General features: G+C 33.3%; 23 protein-coding genes. 3 read left to right on the plus strand and 20 right to left on the minus strand.

The window, feature by feature from the left end:
* Positions 1-259 precede the first annotated feature (259 nt).
* The 4 genes from GBH57_RS04970 to GBH57_RS04985 form a co-directional block, all read right to left on the minus strand.
* Positions 260-565: a TM2 domain-containing protein gene (locus tag GBH57_RS04970; RefSeq protein ID WP_151672977.1), complete on the minus strand. Its 306-nt coding sequence runs from the start codon at positions 563-565 to the stop codon at positions 260-262.
* 294 nt (positions 566-859) lie between these two features.
* Positions 860-3628 (minus strand): TrlF family AAA-like ATPase, encoded by a 2769-nt coding sequence (locus GBH57_RS04975; protein ID WP_151672978.1) that lies wholly within the window; start codon positions 3626-3628, stop codon positions 860-862.
* A 118-nt stretch (positions 3629-3746) separates the two neighbouring features.
* Entirely contained in the window at positions 3747-5357 is a 1611-nt protein-coding gene (locus tag GBH57_RS04980; RefSeq protein WP_151672979.1) for an FMN-binding glutamate synthase family protein, read from the minus strand.
* Between the two features lie 110 nt (positions 5358-5467).
* Entirely contained in the window at positions 5468-6748 is a 1281-nt protein-coding gene (locus tag GBH57_RS04985) for an amidohydrolase (RefSeq protein ID WP_151672980.1), read from the minus strand.
* A 273-nt stretch (positions 6749-7021) separates the two neighbouring features.
* Here GBH57_RS04985 and GBH57_RS04990 point away from each other — a divergent pair, with 273 nt between their 5' ends.
* Positions 7022-9340 (plus strand): ATP-dependent helicase, encoded by a 2319-nt coding sequence (locus GBH57_RS04990; RefSeq protein WP_151672981.1) that lies wholly within the window; start codon positions 7022-7024, stop codon positions 9338-9340.
* 18 nt (positions 9341-9358) lie between these two features.
* Here GBH57_RS04990 and GBH57_RS04995 read toward each other — a convergent pair whose 3' ends face one another.
* The 3 genes from GBH57_RS04995 to GBH57_RS05005 are packed head-to-tail and all read right to left on the minus strand — an operon-like array spanning position 9359 to position 11058.
* Positions 9359-9838, minus strand: a complete 480-nt coding sequence (locus GBH57_RS04995) for a hypothetical protein (RefSeq protein WP_151672982.1) — start codon at positions 9836-9838, stop codon at positions 9359-9361.
* A complete protein-coding gene (locus GBH57_RS05000) occupies positions 9835-10128 on the minus strand; it encodes a hypothetical protein (RefSeq protein WP_151672983.1) in 294 nt (97 codons plus the stop codon). The genes GBH57_RS04995 and GBH57_RS05000 overlap by 4 nt, the downstream gene beginning before the upstream one ends.
* 15 nt (positions 10129-10143) lie before the next feature.
* Positions 10144-11058, minus strand: coding sequence for an alpha/beta hydrolase (locus GBH57_RS05005; RefSeq protein WP_151672984.1), 915 nt, complete (start codon positions 11056-11058; stop codon positions 10144-10146).
* Positions 11059-11167: 109 nt separating this feature from the next.
* Between GBH57_RS05005 and GBH57_RS05010 the strand changes: the two genes are divergently transcribed.
* Both GBH57_RS05010 and GBH57_RS05015 read left to right on the plus strand, forming a co-directional pair.
* Entirely contained in the window at positions 11168-11377 is a 210-nt protein-coding gene (locus tag GBH57_RS05010; protein WP_151672985.1) for a hypervirulence associated TUDOR domain-containing protein, read from the plus strand.
* A 94-nt stretch (positions 11378-11471) separates the two neighbouring features.
* Positions 11472-12089: an L-threonylcarbamoyladenylate synthase gene (locus GBH57_RS05015; protein WP_151672986.1), complete on the plus strand. Its 618-nt coding sequence runs from the start codon at positions 11472-11474 to the stop codon at positions 12087-12089.
* Here GBH57_RS05015 and GBH57_RS05020 read toward each other — a convergent pair.
* From GBH57_RS05020 to GBH57_RS05080, 13 genes are all read right to left on the minus strand, one after another.
* The gene (locus GBH57_RS05020) at positions 12086-12784 is read right to left on the minus strand and encodes a hypothetical protein (RefSeq protein WP_151672987.1); all 699 of its coding nucleotides are present in this window, start codon (positions 12782-12784) and stop codon (positions 12086-12088) included. The two genes, GBH57_RS05015 and GBH57_RS05020, sit on opposite strands and share 4 nt — an antisense overlap.
* Positions 12785-12859: 75 nt before the next feature.
* Entirely contained in the window at positions 12860-15295 is a 2436-nt protein-coding gene (locus tag GBH57_RS05025; protein WP_151672988.1) for an FIDD domain-containing protein, read from the minus strand.
* A 157-nt stretch (positions 15296-15452) separates the two neighbouring features.
* A complete protein-coding gene (locus GBH57_RS05030; RefSeq protein ID WP_151672989.1) occupies positions 15453-16289 on the minus strand; it encodes an ABC transporter permease in 837 nt (278 codons plus the stop codon).
* Positions 16290-16298: 9 nt separating this feature from the next.
* Positions 16299-17207: an ABC transporter ATP-binding protein gene (locus GBH57_RS05035; protein WP_151672990.1), complete on the minus strand. Its 909-nt coding sequence runs from the start codon at positions 17205-17207 to the stop codon at positions 16299-16301.
* Between the two features lie 199 nt (positions 17208-17406).
* Positions 17407-18465 (minus strand): nucleoid-associated protein, encoded by a 1059-nt coding sequence (locus GBH57_RS05040; RefSeq protein ID WP_151672991.1) that lies wholly within the window; start codon positions 18463-18465, stop codon positions 17407-17409.
* A gap of 79 nt (positions 18466-18544) precedes the next feature.
* Positions 18545-19075 (minus strand): IS1096 element passenger TnpR family protein, encoded by a 531-nt coding sequence (locus tag GBH57_RS05045; RefSeq protein WP_151672992.1) that lies wholly within the window; start codon positions 19073-19075, stop codon positions 18545-18547.
* 98 nt (positions 19076-19173) lie between these two features.
* The gene (locus GBH57_RS05050; RefSeq protein WP_151673433.1) at positions 19174-20190 is read right to left on the minus strand and encodes a COX15/CtaA family protein; all 1017 of its coding nucleotides are present in this window, start codon (positions 20188-20190) and stop codon (positions 19174-19176) included.
* Positions 20177-20707 (minus strand): GNAT family N-acetyltransferase, encoded by a 531-nt coding sequence (locus tag GBH57_RS05055; RefSeq protein ID WP_151672993.1) that lies wholly within the window; start codon positions 20705-20707, stop codon positions 20177-20179. Before GBH57_RS05055 ends, GBH57_RS05050 begins: the two co-directional genes overlap by 14 nt.
* Positions 20704-22155, minus strand: a complete 1452-nt coding sequence (locus GBH57_RS05060) for a CCA tRNA nucleotidyltransferase (RefSeq protein WP_235904648.1) — start codon at positions 22153-22155, stop codon at positions 20704-20706. The genes GBH57_RS05055 and GBH57_RS05060 overlap by 4 nt, the downstream gene beginning before the upstream one ends.
* A 117-nt stretch (positions 22156-22272) precedes the next feature.
* Positions 22273-23004, minus strand: coding sequence for a hypothetical protein (locus tag GBH57_RS05065; RefSeq protein ID WP_151672994.1), 732 nt, complete (start codon positions 23002-23004; stop codon positions 22273-22275).
* A gap of 108 nt (positions 23005-23112) precedes the next feature.
* A complete protein-coding gene (locus GBH57_RS05070; RefSeq protein WP_151672995.1) occupies positions 23113-24078 on the minus strand; it encodes a class I SAM-dependent methyltransferase in 966 nt (321 codons plus the stop codon).
* A gap of 48 nt (positions 24079-24126) precedes the next feature.
* Positions 24127-24687 carry an L-threonylcarbamoyladenylate synthase gene (locus tag GBH57_RS05075; protein ID WP_151672996.1) on the minus strand — a complete coding sequence of 187 codons (561 nt, stop codon included), beginning with the start codon at positions 24685-24687 and terminating at the stop codon, positions 24127-24129.
* Positions 24680-25585, minus strand: a complete 906-nt coding sequence (locus GBH57_RS05080; protein ID WP_151672997.1) for a glycosyltransferase family 2 protein — start codon at positions 25583-25585, stop codon at positions 24680-24682. Before GBH57_RS05080 ends, GBH57_RS05075 begins: the two co-directional genes overlap by 8 nt.
* Between the last annotated feature and the right edge of the window lie 12 nt (positions 25586-25597).

The raw sequence follows: 25597 nt of genomic DNA on the forward strand, positions 1-25597 counted from the left end.
GCTAATTGGAAAATAATAATCTTTTAAATTTCCTTGCGCTGAACAGCTCGAAAGAACAAATATTAAAATTAGAAAATGTATGTTTTTTATTATTCGCATTTTTTTTTTAAAAGCTTGATGGCAACGGGATTGTATAAGAATAGTGCGGTTTTGTATGCGAGGATTTTCTGAAGGAAAATCAGACGTAACAAAACTGCACTAACCTTTGATTAAGCACTAACTACCGCATTATTTTTATACGGTGTTACCTACCGTATTTTTATTCGGCTGTCTTATTTTCCGCTTGAACAGGAGCAGGTGTTGGCTGCGTTGGAGCAGTAACATTTACGACAACATTTTGATTTTGATTTACATTTCCTCTGTTCGGTCCGATAAATCCGTTCATTAAATTGTATTTATCAACCATTCCTCCAAGAATAAATAGGTCAATTATCCATCCGATTCCGAATAATTGTCCTGTTAATAAATACAGAATTCCACTTCCAACTTTTCCAAGGTAAAATCTATGGGCAGAAAATATCCCAAGAAAAAACCATAATAAGTAAGCTACTCCTTTTGATTTCATAAAATTATTTTTTTGCTTATTAGATATAAATTCAGCGTTAGTTAATTGATTAGAGTTTGTAAATCTTTATCAGAGTTTAGTCCAATAACAAACTTTTTATTTATTTTTCTATGTTATTTACTTTTCATATCTATCTCAATTTTTGTCAATATGGTAGGTAACGGTTAGTATATGAAAAGTAGGCGATTTTGAAGCACTAAACTTTCGGTTAAGCACAAAGTTTGATACGAGCCACAACCCTCGAATTTACTACTGTTTCGCCTATTTTTTATATACATTGTTGTACTGCGTTATTTATCCTATTTTTTGATATTTATTTCTTCTTTTTTCAAATGCAATTTCACCACCTTCAAGGATTTGACAGATTTTAGAATTTATTTCATTATCCTCAAGACTTCCGCTAGTGTAATTAAGTTTTCCATCAAGATTTGAAGCGACAATTACTTGTTCTGCATCTGCGTTTACAACCAAGTTTGCATTATGTGTAACAATAATCACTTGTCTGTATTGCTTTAATTCCTTGAAAAGCCCAATCAGATTTTGCATAATAAACTCATTATCTAAATCATCTTCTGGTTGGTCAAAAATTATTGGTTTAGAAAAAGCTTCTGTTGCGAGCATCATCTTTAAATAAACAGTTCCTTTTTGTCCAACAGAAATTTTGTTTAAATCCTTGCCTTTGTACTTCAGTATCGGAAATACTTTTAAATACTTTTTCCTTTCTAGTTCGTCAAAGAGTTTGTTTTTAAAAGTTTTACTATGAATACCATCATAATGATAAAATTCAAGATATCTGTTTCTAAGAAATTCAAAAAACGTATCTAAGTCTCGAATTTCAAAGGAGTTTTTTTGAGCTTCTTTATTTCCTTTAATTCTCCATTTTGCTCCATCTATGCAATGATATATTTCATCATAAAATTTTGAAACATCAAAATCTACTTTAACCTCAATTTCAAGGTCAGTTAAAAGATTTTTCATTATAGATTTTTGAGAGGGATTTAAGGTGTCTTTTGAATCTACATCCTTAAATTCGTCCCAACTTTTAATAAGCTCAACGACTTGGTTGTCATAGTCAAGCTTCATCTTGTCTATTAATGAAATAGAATCGTCTGTCGTTTCGAAAATTGATATTTTCAAACTTTCAAGTCTTTCTTTTCTAGTTTTTGAGACAGCAATGTTTTCACGAATTTCAGATAAGCTTTTTTGAAATTTATCAATGTCATTTAAAAGCGTTGTTAGGTCACCTTTGTAATCCTTGAATTCCTCTTTAACAACAGATATAGTTACAGATATAGATGCTATTTCTTTTTCGAGTTCACCTTTCCAATTGTTGATTTCGTCAAATTGTTTTTGTAAAGAATTCAATTCAATAATTGATATTCTTTTTAAATCTCCATTTGTTTTGATGATTTTTAAATTGAGTTCTTCAATAGCATTTTTAAGTTCGTTTTCTAACTCCAATAATTCCTTCAGCTTAGAGTTTAAGTTGTTTCTAAGCCTTAAGTTCTCTGAATATTTTTCAAGTTTATCTTTATTTTCACTAGTAGTGATATTGCTAATGAAATCGTTAATTGATTTTTCTTGAATTTCTAAATATTCTATTGAGTTTATTAAATTATTATCCTCATCCTTTTGTTCGAAGAACCTCTCCAGTTCGTGATACTCATTAATCGATTCACGAATTTTCTTGTCTAACTCTGTATTAAATTCTGGTTGCTTTAGTTTGGCTAATCGTCTGATTGAATTTGCAAGTTGGAATTGCTTGTCTTTCTTTTCAACTAAGTTTTTTAGACGACCTTGATTGATGTAAATGAAATCAACAGCTTTTTTATCCTCGGTCAAGTCAAAATTTATAATATCCTCCTCACTTTGATTCGACTTATGATATGATAAATTAACAACACCATTTTTATTGAAATCACCCTCTTTAGAATGTTCTTGGCCTATAAAACTACTGGCTAAATAATCTGTAAGCATACTTTTTCCTTCTCCACGTCCTCCGATAATTGCAACGAGGTTCTGATTTAAAGGTATGCTTTCATTTTTTGAAAAACTTAAATCTTCTTCATCTTGAAATACGTTTACATCATCATTAATTGTGATATTTGAGATGTAAGGTTTATCAAATTCTAAATTCGGATTGCTATCAGAGATTTTTATTCTCTCATTTGGTTCATATAATATTTGAACTAATCCTTCAAAAGTAGGGTCTGCTTTAATCCAAGTAAAACAGTTACCAATTCTATCCTTGTCAGTTTCTGTGGATAAATAATGCGAATCACTACAATCCAAAAGTATATCATTTACTTGTTGAGCTGTTAGTTGTGATTTGGCTTTATGATAAGCTTCAATGGACTCAGAAGCTGTAAAAACAATGTCCGCTTTGTTAATTATTGATTTTTTAGTCGCAATAGACGCATCAGTCCACTTTAAATCACCCCATTCTGTTTTTCCAATAGCAATTAGGTATTTTCCTTTGAAACAATCTTTTTGTAACGCTTCGAAAATCTTATCCTCTTTTACATTTAAATTATTGAATCCTTCAGTTAAATCAGTACCATATTTGTGTAATTGCTCTGGGGGAACACTACTCTTTATTTTTGCACCAAGTTCTTGAACGCTTTCTTTTGTTATTGCTCTTGTCCATTGTTCTCCATTTTCTAAAAAATAACTTTGTTCAAGAGTTTGTAAGAATTGACTTTTGATAGTTTCTAAAGGTAATTCATTAGAAAAAATAACGTGTAAATTGATTCTCTTTAATTGTCCGAAATCGATTCCTGCAAATTTTTCAATTCTAAATTCAACAACAGGTAATAAAAGGTCAATGTTTTTAAGTTTACCGTTAGTAGTCTTTTCGTTAACAAGCCTCTCATAGCCATCAATGAAGAAATAATCATTGATTCCTAATACTGAAAAATCAGAAGGTAATTTTTCTAAATCGTCAATATATTTTTCCCAAGTTTCTTCAGTATCTGCACCATATCTATGGTAAATTGAGGAAGGTGTATGAACGTGTAAATCCCATTTTCTCCATTCAGAACCTTTCGGATATTTTTTACTCATAAAGTTTGTTTTTTAATGCAGTACAACTCGTTATATAATTAACTTTGTCATGGTTATCCCGTATTATAAACAGGATAACAAAGGGAATATGTCATGCATATCCCGTAACTAAAATAGATTAATACCTTACGTTATCTTCTTTCAAAGCTTCTTTTACGACTTTCTTTTCTGTTTTAATACTGTAGCCACCTCCTAAGTGTTCACAGTTTTGTAAACTACTAATGCCATTAAATAAAACAGGTTTCTTGTTATATTTAAAAATAGAAGATAAATCATTAATCATTTCTTTATCGCTAGTTGCCATTTCAACATCGTCCATTGTAAACTGCGAAGGGTGTTCATACCCTGCAGCGTGTGTCATTTCTAAAAGCTCTTTTCTAAAATTTTTAAAATAATAGTGGGTTCTTATAGATTTGGCATCAACATCAATACCACGTTGTTTCCATTTACTTTGTGTAGCAACACCACTTGGGCATGCATTTGTATGGCATAATTTAGCTTGTATACATCCTATAGACATCATTGCCTCACGTGCAACATTAATACAATCTACTCCCATTGAAAAAGCCATAACAGCCCTCGCAGGAAACCCTAATTTCCCACTACCTATAAAAACAACACGCTCTGTTAAATTATACTTTTTAAAAATTTGGTAAATAGCTGAAAATCCATAAATCCAAGGTAATGCAACGTGATCTGCAAAACTAGGTGGTGCTGCACCAGTTCCACCTTCACCACCATCAACGGTAATAAAATCGGGACCCTTTCCTGTAGCGGCCATTTTAGAAGCAAGTGCTTCCCAATCTTCTAGTTTTCCTATTGCTGCTTTAATCCCAACAGGTAGACCAGTATTTTCCGCAATATCTTCAACAAAATCTATCAATCCATCAACTCCAGAAAAGGCTGAGTGGGTAGGAGGAGAGAGTACATCTTTTCCAATAGGTACATTTCTAATTTCAGCAATTTCAGGAGTAATTTTAGAACCAGGAAGTACGCCTCCTTTTCCAGGCTTAGCACCTTGACTTAATTTAACTTCTACAGCACGTACTTGAGGATTATTTTTAGTAAGTTCCTTCATCATTTCCATAGAGAAATTTCCATCGTTATCGCGTACACCAAAATAACCAGTACCAAAATGAAATACAACATCACCACCTTGCTTGTGATAAGGTGATAATCCACCTTCACCAGTATTGTGATAAGCGTGCGATAATTTACACCCTATGTTTAATGATGCAACAGCACGAGCAGATAATGATCCAAAACTCATAGCCGAAACATTAATAACCGAAGCTGGTCTAAATGGACGTTTTCTGCGCCCTTCTCCCATCACTTTTGCACAAGCAAGAAAGTAAGGGTCTTTATGATTAGGGTGTTTTTTGTCCACTCTATAAGGCATCATAGCATTTTTTACAAAAATGTAATTAGAGTCATAAATATCTCTGTCAGTACCGAAACCTTCATAGTTGTTTTCATTTTTAGATGAAGCATAAATCCATCCACGTTCTATACGGTTAAATGGTAGCTCCTCTCTATTGTTTGCAACTAAGTATTGGCGTATTTCTGGACCTATACTTTCAAGCATATATCTAATATGTCCCACAATTGGGTAGTTGTGTAAAATAGTATGTTTTTTCTGAAATATGTCGTAGATAAATATAATAGCAAGCACTACAATAAGCCAGCCCCACCAAGCGATGTTACCTAAAAAAGTTAAAATGTTCTCCATAAAAAGTATAAATCTATAATATCAAAAAGTAAAAGTAATTATCCAAAACCGAAGACCAACTATATCGGGAATATAAAAGCCAAATTATTGTTGTATGTTTCTAAAAGCTACTAGTTATTTAAATAATCAATTGCAAGTTGGCTCAATGCTTTTACACCTAGTAGCATTCCCGCATCGTCAATTTTAAAATCGGGTGTGTGGTGCGGAAACGATTCGGTATTTCCTGGTGTCATTCCACCTAAAAAGAAATATACTCCAGGTACTTTTTCTTGAAAGTAACTAAAATCTTCCCCACCAGTAACGGCTTTCATATCAAGTACTTTGTCATCTCCGGCAACCCTTTTTAACGTGCTAATTGCTTTAGTTGTCAATGCAGGGTCATTGTAGGTTACTACCGTGTTGTTTTGCCATTCAATAGTTGCTTTCCCTCCGTGAGCTTCTGCGATTCCTGCAGCCATCTCATTCATACGTTTCATAATATGTGTACGCATATCTGGGTTTAATGTTCTAACCGTTCCTATTAACTCAGCAGTTTCAGGAATAATATTAAAACGAACACCACTTGTAATTTTCCCCACGGTAATTACAGCAGGTGCAGTTACTAAATTAGATTCTCTAGAAATAATAGATTGAAATCCATCAATAATTTTTGCCGAAATATAAATAGGATCAACACCACTCCATGGTGCTGAGCCGTGCGTTTGTTTTCCATCGACAGTTACAACAAATCGCTCAACGGCAGCCATAATTCCTTCTGGTTTTAACGTGATTGTTCCCACGGGAGTACCACTGTTTATGTGTAGTCCGTAAATAGCATCAACTTTAGGGTTTTCAAGAACACCTTCTTTTACCATTAAGCTTGCACCACCTTCTTCTCCTGGTGGCGGACCTTCTTCTGCAGGCTGAAATATAAATTTAATAGTACCGTTAATTTTGTCTTTATGCTTGCTCATTACTTCAGCAACACCCATTAAAATGGCAATGTGTGTATCGTGACCACAAGCGTGCATTACGCCAGTTTCAGTGCCTAAAAACGTATCAGTTACATTACTTTTAAAAGGCAAACTGTTCCTTTCGGTTACAGGTAAAGCGTCAATATCAGCTCTTAAAGCAACTACTTTCCCTGGGTTGTTTCCTTTTAATAATCCTACAACACCCGTTTTAGCAACGCCTGTTTGTACTTCCATTCCTAATTTTTTTAGGTGTGCAGCAATTTTTTTAGCAGTGTTAAATTCGCGGTTTGAAAGTTCAGGGTTTTGATGAAAATCGTGACGCCAATCGATAACTTTGTTTTCAACATTTTCAATGTCCTTTAATATGGAGGCATCCATTTGAGCTTGCGATGTGTAAACAAAGGCTGTGACCAGTAGTAGTAATAAGCAGTTTTTCATCTTCGGAAATATTAATTATGGAACGTTTGCTAAAGATATTGAAATCTATAGAAACGCGAAATATTATCCGGTTTTCATTAATTTTCAATTCAACGTAAGATTATTTTTACCTTTTCAACTTCATTTTCAATTTGGATATCGAACTGTTTATAACTTCGGAAATATCACACATTTGAATCTTGTTAAATTGCGTAAATTCACAGTCCAAAATTTACTCACCAAAGCATATTTCCGAAGAGAGATAATCGCTGTTTATAATTTCAGTAAAAAGACGTGCAAGAATATTTAAGCCAACTTAATGAAGCCCAGTTAGCGCCTACAATCCAAAAGGATGGTGCAATGATCGTGATAGCAGGAGCGGGCTCTGGTAAAACCCGAGTATTAACCTATCGCATTGCTTTTTTAATGTCTAAAGGGGTGGATCCATTTAACATTCTCGCCTTAACATTTACAAACAAAGCAGCCCGAGAGATGAAAAAGCGTATTTCGGAAATTGTAGGATCAAGCGAAGCAAAAAATTTATGGATGGGGACATTCCATAGTATTTTCGCTAAAATTCTACGTTTTGAAGCTGATAAATTAGGCTACCCATCTAATTTTACCATCTACGACACACAAGATTCCCAAAGTGTAATTCGTGCGGTAATCAAGGAAATGAATCTTGATAAGGATGTTTACAAATACAAACAGGTGTATTCTAGAATTTCATCGTACAAAAATAGCTTGGTTACGGTTAAGGCATATTTCAGTAATCCAGAATTAATGGAGGCAGATGCTATGGCTAAAATGCCACGTTTGGGAGAGATTTATAAAAGTTACTGCGATAAGTGTTTTAAAGCAGGAGCAATGGACTTTGATGATTTACTGTTGAAAACCAATGAGCTGTTAACACGCTTCCCCGAAGTACTTGCTAAATACCAAAACCGATTTAGATATATATTAGTAGATGAGTACCAAGATACCAACCATAGCCAGTATTTAATTGTTCGCGCACTAAGCGACAAGTTTCAAAATATTTGTGTGGTAGGGGATGATGCGCAAAGTATTTATGCATTTCGTGGTGCTAATATTAATAACATTTTAAACTTTCAGAAAGACTATGACGATGTGAAAATGTTTAGGCTTGAGCAAAACTATCGCTCAACTAAAAACATTGTAAATGCAGCGAATAGTATTATTGAAAAAAATAAAACCCGACTTGATAAAGTTGTTTGGACGGCAAATGACGAAGGAAATAAAATAAAAATCAATCGCACCATGACTGATGGTGACGAAGGGCGTTTTGTTGCAAGTAACATTTTTGAAACTAAAATGAACGAGCAACTAGATAATGGCGATTTTGCTATTCTATATCGTACCAACGCACAATCGCGTGCAATGGAGGATGCCTTGCGTAAAAGAGATATTCCATACCGTATTTATGGTGGACTTAGTTTCTATCAACGAAAGGAAATTAAAGATGTTATTTCGTATTTACGCTTAATATTAAACCCAAAAGATGAAGAGGCTTTAAAACGAGTAATTAATTATCCTGCACGTGGTATTGGACAAACAACTATTGAACGTTTAACGGTGGCTGCAAACCATTACGATAAGTCAATGTTTGAAGTAATGCAGCATATTGAAAAAATAGGGCTGAACATTAATAAAGGTACTCAGCAGAAATTGCAGGACTTTGTGGTAATGATACAAAGTTTCCAAGTGCTTAATAAAAGCCAAGATGCTTTTATGATGGCAGAACACGTTACTAAAAAAACGGGTTTATTTACAGAGCTTAAAAAAGATGGAACTCCAGAGGGTATTGCTAGAATAGAGAATATTGAAGAGTTGCTAAATGGGATGCGCGATTTTGTTGAAGAACAAAAAGAAATTGCAGATTCTACAGGTTCATTAAATGAGTTTTTAGAAGATGTAGCACTAGCAACAGATTTAGATAACGATAATGGCGATGATGATCGTGTTGCCTTAATGACGGTGCACTTAGCTAAAGGACTTGAGTTTCCATATGTATATATTGTGGGAATGGAAGAAGAGTTGTTCCCTAGTGGAATGTCAATGAATACTAGGGCAGAACTGGAGGAAGAACGCCGTTTATTTTATGTAGCATTAACAAGAGCTGAGAAACAAGCTTATTTAACATACACGCAATCTCGTTATAGATGGGGAAAATTAATTGATGCAGAACCAAGTAGGTTTATTGATGAAATTGAAGATTCGTATAAAGAATATTTGACACCCATTACACAACACCGTTTTAAGCCATTATTAGACGCTGATATTTTTGGTGAAGTAGATCATAGTAAATTGCGTTTAAAGAAACCAACCGCAGGAAAACCGCCAACAGGCCCAACCGAAGAACAATTAAGAAAACTTCGAAAAATACGACCAGTTGCAAGCGCTACGGAGAAAAATTTTAGTGCTGCAGATGCAAACTTGCATGTAGGGACTATGGTAGAACATCAGCGTTTTGGAAAAGGTAGAATTACAAAAATTGAAGGAATAGGAGCAGACACAAAAGCCGAAATTGATTTTGATAATGGTGGCTTGAAAAAGTTGCTATTACGTTTTGCTAAGCTCAGTGTTATTGAGTAATTGCAATGTAAGTTTTTTTCAATGTTTAAATTTAGTGCTGAGTATGTCGTCTTCAGTATTTAAGATGCCGTCTTTGCCCTTAGAAATTAAGATGTAACTAGAGTCTTTGTCAATTACTTTGTAATGGAATTTATTATTCCAATAATCGAGAATACTTCGCTTTTTTAGGGGATTATTTTTGGTTATGGCTTTTAATTCAATTGGGTATTCGCCCAGAGTACTTTTTCGTTTTTCAAGCAATAATTCTATTTTAGTAATCTTTTCGGAAGTTTTACTAATTCCTTTATTTGGATTGAAGTAGCTACTGCTTACTAGTTTTAGTACTACTACAATCAATAATAAAACCCCTATTACTATTACAATGGGAGAAATCATTAACTTTTTAGGAAGGTTTTGCTCTTTCTCTAAAGCGCGTCTTGCTTTTTTACGTTTAGAAAATGAATAATCTTCGCGCCAAAAGAATAGCTCTCCAAAAAATAATGCGATATCTTCTATCATTCCAGTAAAACATTAAAAATAACTATTGCATTAATAACACATATAACTGTAGCAAGAAATGCATATGCACACCAATTGTAATAATATAGATATTCAGCTTTCTTTTCAGCTGATTCTTCGGAAATTATAAGTTTTTTAAACTTTGCTAAATCATCAAAAATCCAATTAAAAAACCACGAAATTGCTATCCCTTTTTGCTCTAAAATGCTTCTTATAGTTATATAATTTGTGCCAAATATTATGGCCGCTAGAAAACTTAGAAAAAGTAATATACCAAAAAGTATAGCCATTAATTTTTGTAGTTATTACTCAGCAATAGTTAAGTAGGTGTCAATATAGATGGACACTTTTTGTTCTAAATCTGCAAACTGAACTTGGTTCCAATCTCCGTGACCACCATCGTAAATAGTATACTGATGATCAATTCCACTCGTTTCAAGTTTTGTGTTAAGCGTGTTTCCGTTAGTTAAAGGTACAAGGTCATCCATATTTCCGTAGAATAACATTGTAGGGCTCGTTTTAATACTCACTTGTAATGCAGGACTCAAGGCTACTGCAAGATCAGTCCCTGGAGGATAAGCACTTTCATCTGTAAGAGTTGCTAAGTATAAGTCAAAATTAGGGTTTTCTTGGTAAAAAGGATCTGTAAAATCACAAGGGCCTACAATATTACAAACAAACTTAACATCGTCATCTAAGTCATATACGCTATCATATTGTAACGAAATATGAGCACCAGCACTTAACCCAATTAAACCAAATTCTGGTAAAATTTGATAGGTGTCTTTTTGTGAAATAACTTGGTTTATTACAGATTGAAGGTCCAGAAACTGATTAGGGAAAGCTGGGGTGTTAAGGGTTGCTAACCTATAATTGATATTTACAATAGCGTGATTTGGGTTGTTAATTTGTAATAGATTAATAATATCAGTCACATCTGCTTTATCACCTTCAATCCACCCACCTCCGTGCACAATAACAATAACTTTAGTCTTGTCAGCCGAACGGCCAGCAGGTAAGTACAAATCATAGACCTGTTGTGGGTCGTCTCCATAAGGCACATTTAGTTGAACGTCTGCGGTTAATGGATCAATTGTCATATCGTCATCATCCATTACATCATCCGTATGTTGGACAACTACATTATCATCTGTATCGCAAGAAGTGAATGTTACCGTAGTACTTAGTACAAGAGCAAACAAAAAAAGAATCTTTTTCATAAGTGTTTTTTTATTTAACGTTAAAAATACTGATTTATGTTAAGGATGTGTTATTTAGTATTTCTGAAATTTTAAAAGTTTGTAACTTTAGTTAAAAGAGATAGAAATTATGATAAAAGAAGGAACAGTAGTAAGTTGGAAATGGGCTAACGGAACCGCTTCAGGGAAGGTGAAAAGTACTTTTACAAAAAAGGTAACTAGAAAGATTGATGGCACTGAGGTTACTCGTAATGGAGAAGAAGGAAACAAAGCACTTTATATAGAAGTGGAAGATGGTAATAATGTTCTAAAGTTAGAAAGTGAAGTAAGTAGAAATTAAAAGAAAGAGTATCTTTAAATTATTATTTGTTAGGCGTACTGATTATTAAATTCGGTTTAGTTATTTTTCAACATCAAATGCTCAATACATTACAATGGCACAATTAATTAAAATTTACGAGGACAATCCTAATCCTAAGGATATTAAAAAGGTGGTGGATGTTTTAAAAAAAGGCGGACTTATCATTTATCCAAGTGATACCGTTTATGCTTTGGGTTGTGATATTACTAATAACCGTGCCTTAGAGCGTGTTGCTCAACTAAAAGGTGTTAAACTTGCTAAAGCTAATTTCTCATTTGTTTGTGAAGATTTAAGTAACCTTTCTGACTATGTGAAGCAAATTGATACAGGAACATTTAAAATTTTAAAACGAGCCCTTCCAGGACCTTATACTTTTATCTTACCAGGAAATAACAATTTGCCTAGCGTATTTAAAAAGAAAAAAGAAGTTGGTATTAGAGTGCCAGATAACTCTATAGTACAAGCGCTTGTTCGTGAATTAGGAAATCCAATAGTATCCACATCTATCAAAGATGATGATGAGGTTATTGAATACACTACAGATCCAGAACTAATTTTCGAAAAATGGGAAAAATTAGTTGATGTTGTAATTGATGGTGGATATGGTGGAAACATTGCCAGTACTGTAATTGATTTAACAACAGGCGAACCACTGTTAATTAGAGAAGGTAAAGGAAGTTTAGATATTTAATTATTGAGATTATAAGTCAATTTAAATCCAAGAGAGAAGTTTATTCCTACTCTTGTGCCACTATCTTCTCTGTAATTCTCGAAAAAATCATCGTCGTCAAAAAAGTTATCTGCCCTAGGGTTTACAATATTTGAATACGTATTTTTTCTAGAACGAATTCCTAAACCACCTGAAATATCAATCCCAATTGGCGCATTTCCGAAAGGAATATAAACGCCGTATAATAAATTAGCACCTACTTTTTTACGGTTATAGTCAGCTTGATCATAACGAATTTGAACTCTCAAATCACTATCAAAGTAGCTGTTGTTGAAAAATTGCTCATCTTGATTTAAATAAAAACCTTGTAATGCTATATAATGGTTAACAGGATATGTAGGGTTAAATATGTATGTTATCTGCGGTAGTACTTCAAACAATGCGTAATTATCACGATCACTAAAATCGTCATCGAAAATTACAACAGTAGTATTTTCATTTCCATAACCAACTTCAATACCTGCACGAAGATGTCCTGAAATTCCGTGAGTGTATCCTAAACGATAGCGAGGAGTATCAAATGCAAGAGGTGTAAATAAATTGAATGTTAGTAATCGTATATCTTCATTTGGAAATTCATTTTTGTCTGTTTTATCTTGAGCAAATAATGAAATTGAAAGACATAAAATTACCAATAAAAAGAGTTGCTTTTTCATCTTGCGTTTTTTTGTAAAACTAAAAGATTAAATGGATTGAGCAGAATAAATCAATGTTATTAATAAATGTAAATATTAATAATTGATATAGACAAAGCCAGTAAAGGCTTCTTTAAAGTTTGAGTCGTTGAGTACTAATACATAATAATAGGTTCCAACAGGGACAATTTTATCTGTATACAATAAACCTGTGTTAGGAAATCCATCCCAAAAACCAAGATCATTTCCACCAGTGTAAATTAAGTTTCCTTCTCTACTGAAAATCTGAAGTTCAAAATTTTCAAATACATTAAGTAATCCGCTAATTTCAAATTCATCATTAATACCATCACCATTAGGTGAAAATCCTTGGGGAATAAAAGGCGGGCAATTTTCGGTAGTTAATATAAAAGATGTTGTTGTAAAGCAAATTTCATTCTCTAAACGCACAAAAATAGCTTGTGGGTCCATAGTGTTTATGAAATTTTCAGGATCTGAAATAGGGTTAAATTCATCAAAAGCATTCACTGCACTTGTATAATAAGTAATGGTATCGAAAGGGTTTGTAGAAATCAAATCGTCTTGTACTGTTAAATCAAATGTTGCACGGTTAAATCCTTCGTCACATTCATTTAAATCGGGTAATAATCCAATAGAAGGGATGTCTTCAAATACTACGGTTGTAGTAAATTGATTATTGGTTTCATCAAGCTCCTCAACAATTCCAGTTTGTGTTCCTGTGTCATCTACAATAACTATAAGCGTAAAAGTATCTGCCACATTTTCTGAAAGTGCGATTTCAATTGTTCCTGTTTCGCTTCCGCCTATTGGAATGATTCCTTGTGTAAATGCTTGTGCTATATATTGCCCTGAAATATAAAAAGCAATGGGAGTATTAGCTGGTAGTGATGCTGTTCCTAAAGTATTATAAACGGTGTATTCTATAGTTAAATCTCTACGCCTACACGCGTTTAAATTATTATCAATACTAACCGTAGCGTCTGGCAATGGACAAATAATAACTTCAATCATAAAGCTATCTACAAGTTGGCAATCACCATTGTCTGCACGAACAAAAATTTCTTGTGGGTTTTCGGTATTTACAAAGTTGAAAGTAGTTACTATGGGGTTTGTATTAGCATTCGCATCAACTTCATTTAAGTGTAAGCTTATAATTAGATCATCATCGATATTCACTAAAGCTTCGTTTAAGTTGAAATATTCAATTCCCACGGCATCGCACTCATCAAGATCAAGTAATGGATTTAAGTTTGGGAAGTCTAGCAATATTAAATCTAAAACTTCAGCCTCGTTATTATCTTCATTAATTTCTGGGACTATGCCTGTTCCATTTCCAATGTCATCAACAATAGCAGTAATACTAAAAGGAGAAGTGATTGCAGCAGGAATTGTTAGGGTTGTAGTTCCACCTTCGTTACCGCCAATAGGAATATCATTTATAGTTTCACTCTGCCCAACATATGTGGAATTAGCGTAAAAAGAAATTGGGGTATTTGCGGGTAAAAAATCGGTACTGTTTTCATTGTAAACGGTGTATTGAACATTTACATCACGCGCTCCACAAGTAGCATCTGCTACAACCGTGTCAAGGCTAATTGTTGCATCGGGCAATTGCGAATTTAATACGGTAATTACATTATTGATCATCACAAAATCCTGACTCGAAGTCAAGTTGATTTGGACGCTTGTATCGCCAGGACTTATGTTGTTTTCTATAGAATAGAAGTCAATATCCATATTGTATTGTGTACCACTTCCCGTAAAGCTGTTGGTACCATTAAAAGCATTATCCGATGGATTTAAAGGTGGATTGCTTATAAGGTTTCCGTTGACTAATAGGGTTTCATTATTGTTCAATGACATATCACCTTCCCAAGAAAGAAAACCTATTTTAGCTCCATCTACATCAAGTACATTTACATTTTGTAGAGGTATACTCAAGTTGTTATTTACTGCTGAAACGCTCTCTAAACCATCAAATACGCTTACTTGATTTAAGGGTAGTGAGGCGTCTTCATAAATTACATTTATAGCCCAGCCACCAAAGTTTGTTGTGTTACCACAATATGCTGCAATTACATCAGTTAGGTCAAGATCTGAAAGGGTGTACATTCCATTACCTGTGTTTGTAATGAGATCAGTTACATCTGCATAAGCGGCAAAATAGACTAACTCTTCAGATAGGCTATCTGCAAAAGTTCTTTCTGCTGTTATTGGAGTTCCGTTTAGGAGAACTTGAAAATCACCAGCTCCAGAACCAGCCCAATATAAGCTTGCCGAAATAATAGTTTGATCAGGTTGTAATGCAAAAGGAGCACTGCTGGAAGTGAGAATATTACAAGGAGGATCTGGTCCGCCAGGGTTTGTATTCTCTACAATGTTTAAAGTATTTCCAAAAGCTACATAGTCATATCGCCCATTAAATTGTTGAAATATTTCAACATCTTGGGCATTCATTTGAATACCACAAAACGTGAATATAGTAAGAAATAATAGTAATAGTTTTTTCATAGCAGCAATTACTCTGCTAAATATACACAATTTTCAAACGGATTAATTTGCCAATTTGCTTAGTATTAAGCAATGCCGAAATTTTAACAATTTATTACTCGTGCACAAGGTTTCAAATACTTAAAATTTCCGAAGAAAAGCTTCTTTTATTTTGTGATTATAAATCACGTTTCTTAAGTATCTTGTAGGAACCATAAATAAAAATAGCTGACCAAGCTGCAACAATTAGAACAGTGTACCAGTTTACAGCATACGATTTGCTAAACTCTTCGCCAACTTGGTTAGCAATAGTACGAACACCTCCAAGGCGTGTAACAGGTTCTACAATTAGATCTGCCATTGCTTCAAGCGGAAAAAAGTTAATTATTTTATCGGCTAACTCTGTGTCTTTAAAAAGCTGCCATTTCATTACAGCGTAAATAATCCCTTCTATTATTTGCCAGATAATTAGAAAACCTAATGCAAAAGCTGAGCGTTTTACTAAGATTCCTAAAAATAAACAGAAAGAGAAAAAGCCAACGAGTTTTATAAAATATGCAAACAAGTATTCCATATCTCTAAAGATGACAATAGCTTCAGTGTGATCAGAGAAAAACATCCCTAAAACAAACGATACCAGAAATACAAAAAGCGTTGAGGCTAATGCAAAACCAACAACTGTTATAAACTTTGAAAAAATAAATTCTTTTTTACTTAAGCCATCAATTAAGTTTTGTTTTAAGGTTCGGTAGCTGTATTCATTCGCCATCATGGAAACAATAACAATGGCTAAAAATATTTTTAAAATTCCTGCAACATAAGTGTTAAAGTGCCATATAAAAGGAAAATTGAAAATACCTTGATCTGCAATTCTAAAATTGACATTGGCAAAGTTAAATTCGATTGAAGCAATAAGAGCTATTGCAATAATGAGCAAAAAGTACACGCTCACTATTACTTTAGCAGCCTTGTTACGTTTTATTTTATCTAATTCTATGGAAAGTAATCTAATCATAACTATGGCTTATTTAGTTGAGGTTGTGTTTTTTGTAAGTTCAAGAAATTGCTCTTCGAGACTTTCTTTTCTTTTTACTAAGTGTGAAAGGGAAATGCCTTTTTCAAACAATAATTTGTTTAATGAGGACGCATCCATTTCTTCATTTAAATAAGCTACTATATATTCTCCTTCTTCTGTTATTTTGCCAAAACCTTTATGGGAAGAAAGTACTTCTTTTAAAAGAGGCATATTATCGCATTGCATGGTCACAAAGCCAAAACTAGCGTTCATTTCGTCCACTTTACCAACGTATAAACTCTTTCCTTTGCGTAATACAACAACGTGGCTACATACTTTTTCAACTTCGTCTAATAAATGTGAAGCTAATAAAATAGTAGTTCCGTTAGCGGCAATACGTTTTATGATTCCTCTAATTTGATGAATCCCCTGTGGGTCTAATCCGTTGGTAGGTTCGTCGAGGATTAGTATTTCAGGTTCGTTTAAAAGGGCAGAGGCAATGGCTAGTCGCTGTTTCATTCCTAAAGAGAAACCTTTAAACTTATCATCTTGTCTATCCAATAAATCAACTATTTCTAGTGATTTTTGAACTTGATTTTTAGCAACGCCTTTAATTTTACATACAAGCTCAAGATTTTGCTTGGCTGTCATATAAGGGTAGAAATTAGGATGTTCAATAATTGCTCCTACTTTCTTTAACGCTTCGTGCGTTGATAGTTTTCCACCAAACCAAGAGAAATCCCCTGATGTTTTATTTACAACATTTAGTACAATACCAAGAGTCGTGGATTTACCACTTCCGTTAGGTCCTAATATACCATATACATTCCCTTTTTCGATATTAAATGAAACATCGTTTACGGCTATGAGTTTACCATATTTCTTAGTAAGATTTTCAATTTTCAGGATTGTTTCCAAAAGCGGTTGGGTTTAATGGTTGGTGATTGTATGACGAGATACTCTAGTTTTTGTTACAGGAAAAGAGTTAATGATTTACGGTTAGTTGTCTAAAATGTTTTAAAAATAACAGAAGCTCCCAATGGGAGCTTCTGTTTGAGATTCATTTAAACTTGAAATCCGTTATTATCCAGGTTTATATTATTAAAAATGTAACCACTTAGTTTTTCTCTTCTTTATTGAAATAAACTAGGTAGTAATACATTTGTTTTTCTTCATCCCAACCTTTTTCTACAAACTTATCTGCGCTTTCTGGGTTGATGAAATCTAATTTAATTTGAATATTAGTATCAAGATTAATTACATTTTTTATTTTCTTTCTCGCTGCTGTTACTGCTGTATTTGCAATGGGAAAGGTAGTTAAATCTTCAATTTTATACTTTGGAGACTGCTCAGTTTTATAGTGATTAAATTCCGGAATTAAATCTGGATTTTCAATTACTTCATTCATAAAAGCACTTTCGTTAAAAGTGTCATTTTTAGCAAAATGATTTACAGCACGGTTCATAAAAAGCACTTCTTCCTTTTTATCTTCCGCAGGTAATACTACATCTTTTGCAAAATCTTGACAAAATTTTAAATACTTTTTAGTGTAGAAATTATCATCCTCAAAAGCTTCAACTCCTAGAAAACTTTCTAACCAATAACGTGCATCGTATCTATTACTGTCTACTGAAAGTATTTTGTAACCTTCTTCTTTTTTAGAATTGAAAATTAAACACCCTTTGTCTAATTTATTAAGGTTAACTCCTTGTTTTAAGTGCGCTTTTAATTGATCTTCATCTTCTGTAAATTGAAGAAAATCTTGTTTTAATTCACTTTTAAAAATACCAATGGCATCCATTTTTACATTGTCTAACTGTACGTTTTCGAGATAAGCAATGTACACCTCACCACTTTTAATATGGGGATGAGTTGATTGATCAAATAAATGTTTGGTTATTTTTTTACTTACTTCGTGAATGGTTTCTGGATTGTCAAAAATTGCTGAAGCGTGATTGAACATATCGTGAAACTCAAGCCCTGCATCAAGCACAAACTGAAAGTAATTTTCTTCTTTATCTCTAAAAGGCTTTAAAAAAAACTCCTTCATCAAAGGCGTAATTTCATCATCCATTTTATAAGGCACAGATGAAAGTAACATTGGTTCATTTTTACTTTTATTTCCCACTCTATGTATTGATAGTGAAGCAATGTGCGTATTAAATAAATTAATCATATTTGGGTGTTTTGCAGTATTATTTAGTAAACCGAAATTTTAATAATTGAAACTAGCTTTTATGAATTTAAAAGTTTAGTTAATTCCAATTTTCATCAAAGTCAAGGTCTTCGTAGTCATTGGTTCCAGGAATATATTCGTCATCGTCATAATCGTCATCATATGGATCATCCCCATCTAAGCTTTCCGAAACAAATTCAGGTTCTTGTGCCGTCATAGGTACTTCACCGTGAGCGTACATTAAGTGTGGGTATGAGAACCCTGGGTCTGGCGCTACAATATCGGCTAATTCAACTATAAAAGTCCACATATTTAGAAAATCATATATGTAAACTAAATTACGGTTTTCAGCATCAATGATATCGCTAATTAAGGTAGACCCCATTGTGCGAACAGGTCCTTCAGCATCGCCCATATCAAACAATACTATTTCCTCAAGTTGTTCCCATTTTTCGTTACTGATGTAAAAGGAAGCCATGTCTTGTCCGTCAAATCCAAATGCCTGTGTTACAACATTATGAAAGTCTTCAAAAGTAGCATCTGCTTCAATCTCTATATCTCTATATACTTCTTCACTAGTGTTTAGAATAGCTCTAAATCGATAAATCATATCCTGTTTTTTTAAGGACGACAAAGATACAATTATTCACCTTTGGAAATGTTCCATTGTGGATAAATAGGGAAGAAAATTTCGGTTAAATTAAAACACTATTTTGTGAAACGATGCAATGTAAAAGTCATTGCCGCTAAAAGTACAAATGCTGTAACTTGGTGTAAAACTCCTAAAATTACAGGTACTTGCCATAGTAGTGTTAATACGCCTAAAACAAATTGAATCCCAACAAGTGCAACTAAAATGTTAACACCTCTTTTTTGCAATACTGTTGTTGTAAGTTTTTTAGATTTATACCAAATTAGTCCTATAAAGGCTACAACGATATAAGCTAATGTGCGATGTATAAATTGAACACCACTTTTTCCTTCAACAAAGTTGCGCCAAACTGGTGTTTGCTCAATGGTAACGCTATCGTGAATAAATTGTCCATCACTCATTAATGGCCAGTGGTTGTGCACCCATCCTGCATCAAGTCCGGCAACAAATGCCCCCCAAATAATTTGTAGTATTAAAACAGCTGCACTTGCACGAATCAAATTTCGGAATGAAATTGAAACCTCTTTCCTATTAGGAAACCATAAATCTAGTGCTACCCAAAAAGTATATGCAAACGTTAAAAATGCTGTGGTAAGGTGCATTGCTAGTCGATAATGGCTAACATCTGGTCGATCTACTAATCCGCTGCTTACCATATACCAACCTAAAAACCCTTGAAATCCACCCATTACCATAAGCAGTATGCTTTTACGTATAGTGGCTTTTGTAAGTTGTTTTGTGAGTAAGAAATACATAAACGGAATGAAGAACACCACACCAATAAATCGACCTATAACACGGTGAATCCATTCCCAGAAATAAATATCTTTAAAATCCTCTAAGGACATACCTTTATTGATTTTTTGATACTCAGGATATTGTTTATAAAGATCAAAAGCGTTATTCCATTCAACATCGTTAAGTGGAGGAATAGTTCCTGAGATCAATTTATAATTTGAAATTGAAAGTCCGGAGTGTGTAAGTCTTGTAATACCACCTACAATTACCATAATAAAAATAAGTGCACATCCAGTTAAGAGCCAGTATATTACTTTTTTATTATCCTTCATAATTAGTTGTTTTAAGCGAATACCAATCAAGTGTTGTTGTTTCTTCGGGGTAAGTTTTTGTTTCTATATGTTGAAAACCTAGTTTTTTTAAAACAGCAGTAGAAGCTGAATTTTCAGGATATACTGTTGCAATTACTTCGGCTAACTTTTTATCTTCAAAAGCAAATTTCAAAATGGATTTTGAAGCTTCTGTTGCAATGCCTTTTCCCCAATATTCTGGCAAAAATCGATAGCCTAAATCTGTAGCTTGAATATCTTTCAGAAATTTTATACTGTTGAAACCTATTATTTTATTGTCAGTTTTGTGGATTACTGCAAAACGGCCGTAACCAAACTCAGCATAATCCTTTAACCAAACATTTTCAATTAAATCTTGCGCAGCATCTCTTGAAGTAATAACATCGTTTCCTGTATGTTGCTGGCAAAATTTGTTAGATGCGAACTCAAAAACACCATCGACATCGGCTAAAGTAAATGGACGTATGAGCAATCGTTCTGTTTCTAAGGTTATGTGTTTCATTTCGCAACTTTCAATCCTAAGGCTTCTCCTTTAGAGAGCATAAAGGCCTTTGCGGCTTCATATTCATTAGCAATTTCTCCTTCTAAAATAGCTTCTTTGATAGCGTCTTTTATAAGTCCTATTTCACGAGACGGTTTTAAACCAAAGGTGCTCATTATTTCTTCTCCACTTACTGGAGGTTGGAAATTACGAACACTATCGCGTTCTTCTACTTCTACAATTTTTTCACGAACTAGTTGAAAATTGTTGTGATATTTTTTAAATTTCTTAGGGTTTTTCGTCGTAATATCTGCTTCGCAAAGCGTCATTAAGTCCTCTACATATTCGCCTGCATCAAATATTAATCTTCTAACAGCACTGTCTGTAACATCACTAGCCAATACTATTGGACGGGAACTCATGAAAACCATTTTCTGAACAAATTTCATTTTATCATTCAAAGGCATTTTCAACCTTTTAAATAATTTGAAAACCATTTTTGATCCTACAAATTCATGTGCGTGAAAAGTCCAACCTACTTTTTTGTCAAACCTTTTTGTTGGAGCTTTTCCAATATCATGTAAAAGTGCAGCCCAACGTAACCAGAGATTGTCTGTGGTTTTGGCAATATTATCTACTACTTCTAGCGTATGCCAAAAGTTGTCTTTATGTTTTTGTCCTTCTTTTTCATCAACTCCTTGTAGCGCTGTAAGTTCTGGTAATAGTAGAGGCAGTAAACCCGTTTTGTGTAATAATGCAAAACCTACTGATGGAACTGGCGCCGCAAGAATTTTATGTAACTCATCAACAACACGTTCCTTTGAGATAATTTTAATTCTATCAGCATTTCGTGTTATAGAGTCTATGGAAGCTGCATCAATTTTAAAGTTTAATTGTGTAGCAAACCTAATAGCACGTAACATCCTTAATGGATCGTCACTGTAGGTTATATCTGGTCCAAGAGGTGTTTTTATAGTCTTGCTATCAAGGTCTTCAATACCATTAAATGGATCAAGTAGATCACCATAATTAGCATCGTTTAGACTTATAGCTAAAGCGTTGATAGTGAAATCTCTTCGGTTTTGGTCATCTTGTAATGTGCCGTTTTCAACAACAGGGTTTCTACTGTCTTCAGAATAGGATTCCTTTCTAGCGCCTACAAATTCTAATTCTACACCGCCACTTTTAAGCATTGCAGTTCCGTAGTTTTTAAATACTGAAACATTAGGTTTTCCAGGAAGTAGTGCCGAAACTTTCTTTGCAAGATCAATTCCGCTACCAATAGCAACAATGTCTATATCCTTGGCATCGCCGCGTTCTAGTAAGAAATCGCGAACAAAACCACCAATGACATAACATTCAACACCCAAAGCTGAAGCTGCTGCCGAAACAGTTTTGAATACAGGATTTTTTAGTGCGTTTTTATAGTTGTTTGTAGCCACAGGAATTGTTCTTTTTAGCGACTGCAAAGATAGGGGTAAAGAAGAAATTTTCTTTGTAGTTTTAATAGAAGAATACTATAATAAAATTTCCTCAAAAAAAAAACACTTATGATTCTAGAACCATAAGTGTTAATTATATTAGAGTTAATTATATAAATAAAATACTATGCCCTCGTATATATAACCATAATTACCATTACCTAAATCATTGTAATTATTAGTGAAATAGTGGTCATTTGCACTTGAATTATAATAAGAATAAATAGCTTTTGTACCTCCTGATTTGCCTAAAAGTCCCTCGTACCTCCAATCACCATTAGGTGTTGCTGGGTCAGATGTGATATTTGTTCCTGGTATACGATTTGGTGAAGCGGGTAAATCACAGAGATAAACTGGATTAGTCGGGGTTAAACAATGCCATTGGTCGTTCATATTAGTATAAATAGCGGGAGTTGAAGAAACACTTTGGGTCATATATCGATCGCCACTATGAATATTATACCATCTTGTTAATTGGATTTGTGAACCACTTGCAATAAGAGATTTTCCTAAAATACCTTCATAGGTATATCCAGCATTAAATCCTTCGGATTGATTAACAGTATAAAAGTGATCCCCATCTTTATAAAATCTGTAAATAAAATTATAACTATTTTGAGCAGCAAAATTTTGGGACGATTTATTAATACTATTTATATCTTCTTCAACAGACGAAATTTTAAATACTGGAATTTTCTTTTCAATTGAAATTACAAGACCTTCATCAACAGAAGTATTAGACTCTTCTTTAATTTCGTCTAAATTATCTTTACTGCAAGAGTAAACGAAAATAGAAATTAATGTGATAATTGAAATTTTTAATAGATAATTTTTCATGTTTTTTTGTTTAAGTTAAGAGTGCGAAACTAATCCAAAAAACAAGCTATTTGTTAATTTTTTAGGTTAAGATAAGATTAAATAATTTTAAACTTTTTTTACATATTATCATTTAAATCTTCTTTTACGAAGAATATAAATCGCTTGATCTCCTAAATTATTTTTGTTTAGGTTTTTTGCTTTGATATTGTATGTTGCTTTTTGATATTTTCTTTTCAATTTTTTGAAGAATCGTTTGTCTTTCTTCTGATTTAAAGGGATGTCTTTAATGTAATTTTCACTACCTATAAATTGGAAATTTGTGGAGTCGTATAAAATCTTGTCAATCGTAAAGTTCGATTTTTCAGATAATATCTTAAGGCTTTCGGTTGAGTGTAAAAATAAATGTCGTGGTGCATCAAGTTGTACCCAGTTTTCTTTATAATGTTCCCAAGCATAAGATGAAACTGTCGGTATTCTGAGTACACAAACGCCATCTTCTTCTAATAAATCATAAATTTTATGTAGATGCTCTAAAGGGTTTTCAAGATGTTCAAATACGTGATGATATGTTATTAAATCCCATTTCGTGCTAATGTCAAAAACTTCTTTTTTAAGTATTTTAAGACCATTATCGTAGGAAAGACCCTTTGATAAATATGGATCGCAACCCAGTAGATTTGTAAAACCTACTTCTGCCAGTGGGTGTAAAAAATTCCGACCATTACCACAACCCACATCAAGAATTTTTGAAGTTGTGTTAATATTCAAATGTTTCAAGAATTGGAATTCTGTTACTTTATAAAAGTGTTTTAGAATACCTTTATTTAATGCAGATGCCTTATATAATGATTTTTTAATATTTCCGAAGGTACCCTCAAATCGTTTGTCTTTAAATTCGTCCAGACTGTAATATGCAGTTGGATAATGGTCATGCAAATTATCAGGAACCTCATTAATTTGTAGACACTTACAAGTAGTACATTGAAAATATAGAAATTTTTCTCTTGTACCGTACATCATTTCTTTAACTAAAAAAGTTTTGTTTTCATTTTTGGTATTGCAGACTTTGCACGTGGAGCTTAATGTATTCATTTAATATTTTTTTATAATAACGATATACTATTTAATTAGTTTCAAAAATTATTCTCTAATTATTTTAACTTGTCCGTCTTTCGTCAACTTAATAATTGCCGAAGGAGTGTCTAATTGTTCATTTTGAGCAAAAGGAACAATGTAATCTACACCGTCTTTAATTACTTGCGAAATTTCTTTAAAGTTTTTAGGTGTTTTCTCTCCGCTAATATTTGCTGAAGTAGAAACCACAGGCCTTCTAAACTTACGCACTAGTTTTTTACAAAACTCATCTTGCACTACGCGTAATCCAAGCGAATTATCAGCTGCTATTATATTTTCGGCAACTCTAATTGGGTCGTCGTAAATTATGGTAGTTGGTTTTACGGCATATTTTAAAATATCGTAAGCAACTTCCGGGATATCTTCGATAAATTGGTTTAGCATTTTAAAATCGTGTACGATACAAATCATCGACTTAGAATCGGCACGTTTTTTCAACTTGTAAATTTTGTCAATTGCATCAGGATGTGAAGCATCGCAACCTATTCCCCATACTGTATCAGTAGGGTAGAGTATAATTCCTCCACGTTTCATTACAGCAATTGCTTCTTCAATTTCTTTATACATAACGTATTTTTTGTTGTTGTTTTAGGGAGCTTGTTAAGGCATTTCCTTTTATGATTGTTGGTAATAGATACCATTTTTTTGGCTTTATGCTAATTGCTAAAGTCAAGTAACTTTTAATAATTAAATACTTTAAATAACCACGATTCTTTTTAATTACATAAAGGTAACTAATATAGCTTTCGTTGCTTATAGGTTTAGATGTTCCTGTGCTAACTCCTTGATAATGTAATATTTTAGCTTCGGAAATAAGCCACGTTGAATATCCTGCTTTTTTAAGTCGATGGCAGACATCCATTTCTTCCCAATAGAGAAAAATAGTTGTATCAAAACCACCAATTACTTCAAAGGCAGCACATCTAAAAAACAAAAAAGCGCCATTTACCCAATCAACTTCCAACGGTTCAGAATAAGAAGCTTTACGTTTTGGATACCGTTTTGGGTTTGATTTTTCTAAATATCCACGTCCTAAAAGTAATCTACGTAATCCTTTGTTATGGTCAAACGATGGTACTAATTGATTATTGTCGTCGTAATTTTGAGCTGTACAAACGCCTACTTTTGGATGTGCATCCATATAGGTTTTTAAAATGCTTAAACAGTCATTGAGTAGCATAGCATCATTATTCAGAAATAACAAATACTCGGCATTTGCATATTGTGCACCGTGCATATTTCCGCCGCCAAAACCTGTGTTAATAATACTTCTATGTAGTGTGCAATTAGATTTGTCAGGAAAATTTGTTTTTAAATTATTGTAATCTGCTTGTACGCTATTGTTATCGACAACAATTATTTGAATGTTTAAAGCGCTCGAAGTATGCTTATATACAGCATTTATACACTCTAGAGTGTATTTAGATGAATTGTAATTAATGAGTATAACGGCAATATCGTGCATTGTGCAAATCTA

This window comes from Patiriisocius marinus (assembly GCF_008974325.1).
Lineage (GTDB): Bacteria > Bacteroidota > Bacteroidia > Flavobacteriales > Flavobacteriaceae > Patiriisocius > Patiriisocius marinus.

Coding starts and splice junctions, on each gene's coding strand:
- GBH57_RS04970 (WP_151672977.1), bottom strand. CDS start 565: ATGAAATCAAAAGGAGTAGCTTACTTATTATGGTTTTTTCTTGGGATA.
- GBH57_RS04975 (WP_151672978.1), bottom strand. CDS start 3,628: ATGAGTAAAAAATATCCGAAAGGTTCTGAATGGAGAAAATGGGATTTA.
- GBH57_RS04980 (WP_151672979.1), bottom strand. CDS start 5,357: ATGGAGAACATTTTAACTTTTTTAGGTAACATCGCTTGGTGGGGCTGG.
- GBH57_RS04985 (WP_151672980.1), bottom strand. CDS start 6,748: ATGAAAAACTGCTTATTACTACTACTGGTCACAGCCTTTGTTTACACA.
- GBH57_RS04995 (WP_151672982.1), bottom strand. CDS start 9,838: ATGATAGAAGATATCGCATTATTTTTTGGAGAGCTATTCTTTTGGCGC.
- GBH57_RS05000 (WP_151672983.1), bottom strand. CDS start 10,128: ATGGCTATACTTTTTGGTATATTACTTTTTCTAAGTTTTCTAGCGGCC.
- GBH57_RS05005 (WP_151672984.1), bottom strand. CDS start 11,058: ATGAAAAAGATTCTTTTTTTGTTTGCTCTTGTACTAAGTACTACGGTA.
- GBH57_RS05010 (WP_151672985.1), top strand. CDS start 11,168: ATGATAAAAGAAGGAACAGTAGTAAGTTGGAAATGGGCTAACGGAACC.
- GBH57_RS05015 (WP_151672986.1), top strand. CDS start 11,472: ATGGCACAATTAATTAAAATTTACGAGGACAATCCTAATCCTAAGGAT.
- GBH57_RS05020 (WP_151672987.1), bottom strand. CDS start 12,784: ATGAAAAAGCAACTCTTTTTATTGGTAATTTTATGTCTTTCAATTTCA.
- GBH57_RS05025 (WP_151672988.1), bottom strand. CDS start 15,295: ATGAAAAAACTATTACTATTATTTCTTACTATATTCACGTTTTGTGGT.
- GBH57_RS05030 (WP_151672989.1), bottom strand. CDS start 16,289: ATGATTAGATTACTTTCCATAGAATTAGATAAAATAAAACGTAACAAG.
- GBH57_RS05040 (WP_151672991.1), bottom strand. CDS start 18,465: ATGATTAATTTATTTAATACGCACATTGCTTCACTATCAATACATAGA.
- GBH57_RS05045 (WP_151672992.1), bottom strand. CDS start 19,075: ATGATTTATCGATTTAGAGCTATTCTAAACACTAGTGAAGAAGTATAT.
- GBH57_RS05055 (WP_151672993.1), bottom strand. CDS start 20,707: ATGAAACACATAACCTTAGAAACAGAACGATTGCTCATACGTCCATTT.
- GBH57_RS05065 (WP_151672994.1), bottom strand. CDS start 23,004: ATGAAAAATTATCTATTAAAAATTTCAATTATCACATTAATTTCTATT.
- GBH57_RS05070 (WP_151672995.1), bottom strand. CDS start 24,078: ATGAATACATTAAGCTCCACGTGCAAAGTCTGCAATACCAAAAATGAA.
- GBH57_RS05075 (WP_151672996.1), bottom strand. CDS start 24,687: ATGTATAAAGAAATTGAAGAAGCAATTGCTGTAATGAAACGTGGAGGA.
- GBH57_RS05080 (WP_151672997.1), bottom strand. CDS start 25,585: ATGCACGATATTGCCGTTATACTCATTAATTACAATTCATCTAAATAC.